Below are 6,087 nucleotides of genomic sequence, written 5' to 3'. Positions count from 1 at the left end.
CGGCACGCCATCCGTTCGCTCACCCGCAACTTGCGCTTGAGGTGATCGACGGCGGCGCGGCGCCTGTCCGGGCTTAGAAGTTTCCCTCAGCCAGCTCCTTGAGCGCGGCCTTCTCCAGCTCCGCTTCCGCGAGCAGACGCTTCAGGGTCGCGTTCTGCTTCTCCAGCTCCTTCAGGCGCTTTGCGTCGTCGGCCTTGAGGCCGCCGTACTGGTTCCGCCACCGGTAGTACGTCTGCTCGGACACCCCGAGCTCCCGGCACACCGCCGCGACGTCCTGACCATCGGCGAGCATCCTGTCGGCCTGCCCGAGCTTACGGACGACCTGCTCGGGGGTGTGACGCTTCCTGCTGTTCGTCATGATCTGACCAGTCTCCCTGCCCGCGACCGCGGGCAACAGGACGACTCTCATAACGACTGGACCTACGAAACGGGGTCAGCCCAGTCCCATCCTTGGACTCCCACAGGGTCTCGGCGTCCCGATGTGAGGATTCGCCCGAGAGCCGGCTTCAGAGTCATCGCAGGGCATCACCAGACCGGGCTGAAGCCTCGTCGACCAATATCAACCAGTGCCAACTGAAGAGCACTACATCGCTCACTCTGTTTCACGATGTGCATTTCGGGGGATCCTCTCTGTCCAGGTCCTCACGCTCATACCTGCCGGTGCTGAGCCTCGCCGAGCTTCTCGAGCACTTGACCTGGATCGTCGATCAGTTCGAACACGCCACTCGGGCGTGTCCGACAATGCCGTCGACCACGCGAGCACAGCATTCAGGACCACGGCAGCCCAGTACACGATCGCGTACTCGTCGTACCTGCTCGCCAGGCCCGGCCATTGCTTCAGGTGCGCGTCCTGGCGCTCGATCACGTTCCGGCCCGTGTAAGCCTCCGAGTCCAGGCCCACGGGTCGGCCGCCGGCCGAGCCGCGGCGTCTGCGGTGGCCCTGCTGGTCAGCCGGTTGGGGAGGACGGCCTTGATGCCACCGGCGCGCAGATGGGTGCCGATCGCCCGCGAGGAGTACGCCCTCTCGCCCAGCACCGTCGACCAGCTGATGGGTCTTCGTGCTCAGCCCGCTCCGTGAGCGCCCGAGGCCGTGGTCGGCGGGCTCTTCACGCGGATTCCTTGTCGTTCGATCCAGCCCCCTGTGAGCCGGGTGGTGTTCCTCGCGTGCTGATGGGCGCGGGCGATCGTGGAGTCCACCGAGACCGACCAATCGATCACGATTTCGGCATCCGCTGCGGCGGTCAGTGTTGCCAGCACCGTGTCCCACGTGCCCTCTTCGGCCATGCGGCCGTGCCAGGTCCACACGACTCAGCCAGGGCCCGTAGATCTCGGGCAGGTCCCGCCAGGGGATCGATGCACCTGTACCGGTGGATGATGGCGTCGACCATCGTGACGGCATCGGCGAAAGGCCGGCCCTGCCGGCCTGTGGGGGCGTGGGAGAGCATCTGGAACCGGGACCGTGTCTTCGAGGGTGCCGGCCTTCCCCCGGCTTCATTGTCAGACACGCCCGAGGACCGTCTGGCCCAAGGGTTGGCCGGTCCCTGCACTGGGGGATGAAGAGCGGTCCTGCACCGGCTTCGGCCCCGGCGCCCACGACGACGGCGGCCCGCCGCCCTCCGTGCGGAGGGCGGCGGGTCGCCGTCGTGATGCCCGCGCGCGGGCTGTGTCCCGTGGATCAGGCCTTCGAGGCGATCTGACGGAGCACGTACTGCAGGATGCCGCCGTTGCGGTAGTACTCGGCCTCACCGGGGGTGTCGATGCGGACGACCGCGTCGAACTCGGTGACCTTGCCGTCCTCACCGGTGGCCGTGACCTTCACGGTCTTCGGCGTGGTGCCCTCGTTGAGGGCGGTGATGCCGGAGATGTCGAAGGTCTCGGTGCCGGTCAGGCCCAGCGAGTCGGCGTTCTCACCCTCGGGGAACTGCAGCGGCAGCACGCCCATGCCGATGAGGTTCGAGCGGTGGATGCGCTCGAAGGACTCGGTGATCACGGCCTTGACGCCCAGGAGCGCCGTGCCCTTGGCCGCCCAGTCACGGGAGGAGCCGGAGCCGTACTCCTTGCCGCCCAGGACCACCAGCGGCGTGCCCTGCTCGGCGTAGTTCTGCGCCGCGTCGTACACGTAGGCCTGCGGGGCGCCCTCCTGGGTGAAGTCGCGGGTGAAGCCGCCCTCCACGCCGTCGAGCAGCTGGTTCTTGATGCGGATGTTCGCGAACGTGCCGCGGATCATCACCTCGTGGTTGCCACGACGGGAGCCGTAGGAGTTGAAGTCCTTGCGCTGCACGCCGTTCTCCAGCAGGTAGCGGCCCGCCGGGGTGTCCGACTTGAAGGAGCCGGCCGGGGAGATGTGGTCCGTGGTCACGGAGTCACCCAGCTTGAGCAGGACGCGGGCGCCGGAGATGTCCGACACCGGGTCCGGCTGCATGGTCATGCCCTCGAAGTACGGGGGCTTGCGCACGTAGGTGGACTTCTCGTCCCACTCGAAGGTGGAGCCCGAGGGGGTCTCCAGGGACTGCCAGCGCTCGTCGCCGTCGAAGATCGTGGCGTACTGCGAGGTGAACATCTCGGTGTCGATCGACGCGTCGATGATCTGCTGGACCTCGGTCGGGTCCGGCCAGATGTCCTTGAGGAAGACGTCGTTGCCCTCCGTGTCCTGGCCCAGGGCCTCGTTCTCGAAGTCGAAGTCCATGGTGCCGGCCAGGGCGTAGGCGACCACCAGCGGCGGGGAGGCCAGGTAGTTCATCTTCACGTCCGGGTTGATGCGGCCCTCGAAGTTGCGGTTGCCGGAGAGCACCGCGGTCACGGACAGGTCGTTCTCCTGGATGGCCTCGGAGATCTCGGACTCCAGCGGGCCGGAGTTGCCGATGCAGGTGGTGCAGCCGTAGCCGACCACGTTGAAGCCGAGGTCGTTGAGGGACTCGCGCAGCCCGGACTTCTCGTAGTAGTCGGTCACCACGCGGGAGCCCGGGGCCACGGAGGTCTTCACCCACGGCTTGGACTTCAGGCCCTTGGCGACCGCGTTGCGGGCCAGCACGCCGGCCGCCATCATCACGGAGGGGTTTGACGTGTTGGTGCACGAGGTGATCGAGGCGATGGACACGGCACCGTGGTCCAGCTGGAACTGGCGGCCGTCCGGCATGGCCACGTCCACGAGCTTGGACGGGCGGCCCTCGCCGGCCTCGTCCTGCGTGGCGTAGTTGTGCAGGTCCTTGCGGAACTGGTCCTTGGAGTCGGTGAGCTCGATGCGGTCCTGGGGACGCTTCGGGCCGGAGATGGAGGGCACCACGGTGGACAGGTCCAGCTCGAGGTACTCGGAGTAGGCGACCTCGGAGGACGGGTCGTGCCACATCCCCTGCTCCTTGGTGTACGCCTCCACGAGGGCGACCTGCTCCTCGGAGCGGCCGGTCAGGCGCAGGTAGTCGAGGGTGACCTCGTCGATCGGGAAGATCGCGGCGGTGGAGCCGAACTCGGGCGACATGTTGCCGATGGTGGCGCGGTTGGCCAGGGGCACGGAGCCGACGCCCTCGCCGTAGAACTCGACGAACTTGCCGACCACGCCGTGCTGGCGGAGCATCTCGGTGATGGTCAGCACCACGTCGGTCGCGGTGGCGCCGGACGGGATGCTGCCGGTCAGCTTGAAGCCCACGACCCGCGGGATCAGCATGGACACGGGCTGGCCGAGCATCGCGGCCTCGGCCTCGATGCCGCCGACGCCCCAGCCGAGCACGCCCAGGCCGTTGACCATGGTGGTGTGCGAGTCGGTGCCGACGCAGGAGTCCGGGTAGGCGCGCAGCACGCCGTCGACCTCGCGGGTCATCACGGTGCGGGCCAGGTTCTCGATGTTGACCTGGTGGACGATGCCCATGCCCGGGGGGACGACCTTGAAGTCGTCGAAGGCGGTCTGGCCCCAGCGCAGGAACTTGTAGCGCTCGCCGTTGCGCTCGTACTCGATCTCCATGTTCCGCTCGATGGCGGCGTCGTTGCCGAAGGAGTCGATCTGCACGGAGTGGTCGATCACGAGCTCGGCCGGGGAGAGCGGGTTCACGCGCTCCGGGTCGCCGCCCAGGTCCTGGATGGCCTCACGCATGGTGGCCAGGTCCACGACGCAGGGCACGCCGGTGAAGTCCTGCATGATCACGCGCGCCGGCGTGAACTGGATCTCGGTGTCCGGCTGGGCGTTCGGGTCCCAGGCGGCCAGGGCCTTGATCTGGTCGGCGGTCACGTTGGCGCCGTCCTCGGTGCGCAGCAGGTTCTCCAGCAGCACCTTCAAGGAGTAGGGCAGCTTCTGCGCCCCCTCGACCTTGTTCAGACGGAAAATCTCATACTCGGCGCCCTTGACGTCCAGGACGCCCTTGGAGCCGAAGCTGTCGACGGTGGTCACGAGAGGACTCCTCTTCCCGCCCGGTTTCCTCCGGGCGCTCGTCCAGTGGGGGGTGGTCACCCGCGGCCGCGGACCGCGCCCCGTCCGGGACGGGCGTCGTCTGCGTCACAGGTGCCGCACTGCGTCCCAGGGTACCGCGCCGGTCCCGTGTGACGCGGGCATGGCGCGCGGCGGCCCGCAGGCCGCCACGCGGATGCCGGGTCAGATCTCGACGACGGCCGCGGCCGGGGCGCTCTGGGCGGCCGGCACCAGCACGGTCACCGACTCGAGGTGGTGGGTGTCCGGGTAGAGGTCGAACACGCGGGCGCGCTCCACCTCGTAGCCGCCGTCGCGCAGCCACGCCAGGTCGCGGGCAAACGAGGCGGGGTCGCACGAGACGTACACGATGCGGCCCGGCTCGAGCGCGAGGATGCGCTCGATCGCCCGCCGCCCCGCGCCCGCCCGCGGCGGGTCCAGGACGACGGTGTCCAGCGCGGCACCGCCGAGGCCGCCGTCCGCCACGGGACGCTCGGGGTACTTCAGCCAGCTGCCGAGCACCTTGTCCGTGGGGCCGTTGAGCACCGAGGCCTGCGGCTGGTCGTGCAGGTTGCGGCGGGCGTCCTTCGAGGCCTGGCGGGAGGCCTCCACCGAGTACACGCGGCCCTCGGGTCCCACGGCGTCCGCCAGGTACGCGCTGAACAGGCCGGCGCCGCCGTAGAGGTCGGCCACGACCTGGCCCGGCTCGACGCGCGCGTCCTCGAGCACCGCGTCCACGAGGGTGGCCGGGGCGTGCTGGTGGACCTGCCAGAAGCCGTCACCCGTGACGCGGAAGCGCTTGGTGCCGCCGCGCTCGGACTCCACGGTCTCCTCGACCCAGGTCTTGCCGGTGATGCGCTCGACCTTGACCGGCTGGAACTGCTTCGGGCCGGGCAGGGCCAGGCCGGTGGAGACGTCCACGCCGCACGCATTGGCCGCCTGGCGGATCCGGGTGCGCAGCCGGCCGAGCTTGACCTCGTCCGCCCGCGTCTGCGGGGTGGGCGTCACCAGCACGAGGGGGCGGGAGCCGGAGGCCGGCGTCGCGACGTCCACGCGGGCGGCTCCGGTGAAGTCCCAGTCCCACAGGGCGAGCGCATCGAGGGCCGGCACGCCGAGCGGCATGTTGCGCACGGGTAGGAGGGTCGCCGAACGGTAGGCGTGCATCGCGATGTGCCCCTGGGGGGTCACCGCGAACGCGTTCCGGGTCCGCCAGCGCTGGCCGGTGGGCTCGTCCTCGGAGCCGGCGAAGCACACCTCCGGCTCCACCGCGAGGTCGGCGATGCGGTGCACCGTGTCCCGGAAGACCTGGGCCTTGAGCCGGCGCTGGTGCGGGACCACGATGTGGCCGAACTCGGCGCCGCCCACGGGCGGGCGACCCGAGGCGTGGGCGCGCAGCATGTCCGCGAGCTTCCACTGGTGGATGCGGCGGAACTCGGAGGGCCGCAGCACCTCCACGACGTCGCCGCGCCAGAAGCGGGCCCCGTCCTCGGCCTCGGTCAGGGCCACCCGGACCTTCTCGCCGGGCACGGCGTGGCGCACGAAGACGACCCGCCCCTCGTGCCGGGCCACGCAGTGGCCGCCGTGGGCCATGGCCCCGACCTCCACCTCGATGGTCCTCCCGATCCCGGTGACGTCTGTGGACGTGTCGACGACTGCCATGTCTGGCTCCTCTCGCATCGCAGCGCGCTTCAGGT

Annotated in this window: 2 protein-coding genes and 2 pseudogenes; all 4 read right to left on the bottom strand. The window is 69.6% G+C overall.

Annotated features, from left to right (window positions below; genetic code table 11):
• Nucleotides 1-358: pseudogene (locus KVS67_RS03050) on the bottom strand (transposase); the annotation flags it as partial.
• Between the two features lie 369 nt (nucleotides 359-727).
• A pseudogene (locus KVS67_RS03045) lies at nucleotides 728-1,427 on the bottom strand (transposase); the annotation flags it as partial.
• 248 nt (nucleotides 1,428-1,675) lie between these two features.
• Nucleotides 1,676-4,378 (bottom strand): aconitate hydratase AcnA, encoded by a 2,703-nt coding sequence (gene acnA, locus KVS67_RS03040; RefSeq protein WP_036314132.1) that lies wholly within the window; start codon nucleotides 4,376-4,378, stop codon nucleotides 1,676-1,678.
• A 201-nt stretch (nucleotides 4,379-4,579) separates the two neighbouring features.
• Nucleotides 4,580-6,052 (bottom strand): class I SAM-dependent RNA methyltransferase, encoded by a 1,473-nt coding sequence (locus KVS67_RS03035; RefSeq protein WP_020625083.1) that lies wholly within the window; start codon nucleotides 6,050-6,052, stop codon nucleotides 4,580-4,582.
• Nucleotides 6,053-6,087 lie beyond the last annotated feature (35 nt).

It is taken from the genome of Micrococcus sp. GbtcB5 (assembly GCF_019091605.1).
Classification (GTDB): Bacteria; Actinomycetota; Actinomycetes; order Actinomycetales; family Micrococcaceae; genus Micrococcus; species Micrococcus luteus.
This window is presented reverse-complemented; position numbering and strand designations above follow the sequence as displayed.

What these genes read in the sequence shown, in the direction of transcription:
- KVS67_RS03035 (WP_020625083.1), bottom strand. Translation starts at nt 6,052, where the DNA reads ATGGCAGTCGTCGACACGTCCACAGACGTCACCGGGATCGGGAGGACC.